This window comes from Pseudonocardia nigra (assembly GCF_019396355.1).
Lineage (GTDB): Bacteria > Actinomycetota > Actinomycetes > Mycobacteriales > Pseudonocardiaceae > Pseudonocardia > Pseudonocardia nigra.
Genome location: NZ_JAHKRK010000403.1, coordinates 1 through 2,355 on the forward strand (window position 1 = coordinate 1; position 2,355 = coordinate 2,355).

At 70.6% G+C, this 2,355-nt stretch carries 2 protein-coding genes; both read right to left on the reverse strand.

What is annotated here, in order from left to right:
- Positions 1-36: 36 nt before the first annotated feature.
- Entirely contained in the window at positions 37-675 is a 639-nt protein-coding gene (locus tag KME75_RS40945; protein ID WP_219420368.1) for a hypothetical protein, read from the reverse strand.
- A gap of 103 nt (positions 676-778) precedes the next feature.
- Positions 779-2,185 (reverse strand): dihydrolipoyl dehydrogenase, encoded by a 1,407-nt coding sequence (gene lpdA / locus KME75_RS40950; protein ID WP_219420369.1) that lies wholly within the window; start codon positions 2,183-2,185, stop codon positions 779-781.
- Positions 2,186-2,355 lie beyond the last annotated feature (170 nt).

Here is a 2,355-nt window from a genome sequence, read left to right on the forward strand (position 1 = left end):
CTGCCGGGGACCGACAGTCCCCGGCAGCGCGCCCCCTCACCCCACCGCGGTGGCGGCCCGACCGGGCGGCACCACGGCGGTCGCCCGCAGCTGTGTCGCGACCACCAGCCAGGCGATGCCGGAGGGCAGCGTGAGCGCGAGCCAGTAGCCGGTGTTGTCGACGGGGTGAACCAGCGCGCCGAGTACCGCGACCCCGACGCCCACGGGCACGGTCAGCGCGAGCGCGAGCCCGGCGAGCCCGGCCCGCGACAGCACGCCCGCCCGCCACACGGCGATGCCGAGCAGGACCGTCCCGGGCAGCAGCAGCACGAACCCGAGCGAGTGCACGGCGTAGCCGACTGCGCTCTCGACTCCGGCGACCGTGATCGTCACCAGCTCCCACGCAGTGCCGACGCCCATCGCGGCGAACCCGACTCCGGTGATCGCCGCACCCGCCGTTCCGAGCCGCCCGTACCGGCCGCGGTGCCGCACGTGCAGGCTGCGCAGCGCCACGAGCAGCAGGGCGGCGGGCACCACCAGCAGCAGCCAGAACCACGCGGCTGCGGCGGCCGCACCGATCGTGGGCGTCGCACCATCGCCCACCTCGGCCCACGGCGTGCCCCACCCGAACAGCACCCAGGCCGCGCCCCCGACGAGCCCCGCCGTCGCACCACGGTCGATCCCGGTACCAGTCATGTCGACACCCCTTCGGTGGAGAGGGGCGCGACGCTACGGAGCCGGCCGTCCCGCGGTCAGGAGGCCGGTGTCCTGCACCGGGTGGGACATCGGGTCCCGCCCGTCAGAGGTTGATCATGTGTCCGCTCAGGCCGTGGAACGCCTCCTGCAGCGCCTCCGACAGCGTCGGGTGCGCGTGCACGTTGCGGCCCAGCTCGGCGGCCGTCAGGTCCCACTTCTGAGCCAGCGTGAGCTCGGGCAGCAGCTCGGTGACCTCCGGGCCGATGAGGTGCCCGCCGAGCAGCTCGCCGTAGGTCTCGTCGGCGATGAGCTTGACGAACCCGCCGGGCTCGCCGAGCCCCTGCGCCTTGCCGTTGGCGGTGAAGGGGAACTGGGCGACCGTGACCTTCCAGCCCTTCTCGTCGGCCAGCTCGCGGGCCTGCTCCTCCGTGTAGCCGAAGCTCGCGACCTGCGGGTTGCAGAACGTGGCCCGCGGCATCATCACGTAGTCGAGCTCCTGGGTCTCGGCCCCGGCGATGGTCTCCGCCGCCACCACGCCCTGCGCCTCGCCGACGTGGGCGAGCATCAGCTTCGCGGTGACGTCGCCGATCGCGTAGATGTGCGGCACGTTCGTGCGCATCCGGTCGTCGATCTTGATCGCGCCGCGTTCGGTGAGCTCGACGCCGGTATTCTCCAGGCCGTAGCCCTCCGTGCGCGGGACGAAGCCGATCGCCTGCATGACCTTGTCGGCCTTGAGCTCCTTCGTCTCGCCCTTCTGCGAGACCGTGACGGTGACCTGCTCACCGGAGTCGTCGATCGACTCCACCCGCGTGGAGGTCAGCACGTCGATGCCGTACTTGCGGTAGCGCTTGGCCAGCTCCTTGGACACCGCGGGGTCCTCGAGCGGCAGCATCCGGTCGAGGAACTCGACGATCGTGACCTTCACCCCGTAGTTGCTCAGCACGAAGGCGAACTCCACGCCGATCGCGCCCGCCCCGGCGATGATGATGCTCCCCGGCAGGTCGCGGGTGAGGATCTGCTCCTCGTAGGTGACCACGCGCTCGGACAGCGACGTGCCGGGCAGCAGCCGCGTGCTCGCGCCGGTGGCGATGATCACGTCGTCGAAGGTGATCCGCTCGGTGCCCCCGTTGCCGAGCGCGACCTCGATCGTGCCGGCGTCGACGAACGAGCCACGCCCGTCGAACTCGGTGATCTTGTTCTTCTTCATGAGGAAGTGGACGCCCTTGACCCGGCCGTCGGCCACCGTGCGGCTGCGGTCGAAGGCGGCGCCGAAGTCGAACGACACGTCACCGGAGATGCCGAACGTCTTCGCCTCCTTGGTGACGAGGTGGGCGAGCTCGGCGTTGCGCAGCAGCGCCTTGGACGGGATGCAGCCGACGTTCAGGCACACCCCGCCCCAGTACTTCTCCTCCACCACCGCGACGGAGCGGCCGAGCTGGGCCGCCCGGATCGCCGCGACGTACCCACCCGGACCCGCCCCGAGAACCACGACATCGAAATGAGAAGCCATGTGCTCAATCTAGGAGTCGGGGCAGGAGGAGTTCACAGCGCCATTAGAGCGTGTCCCTTGGATCATGGGACGGGGTCGCGGAGCCAGATCCTGATCGAGGCGACGTCGATGGTTCCGCGGAACATGTAGTCGCGCTTGTCGTAGCGGGTGGCGACCGCGCGGTGGCCCTT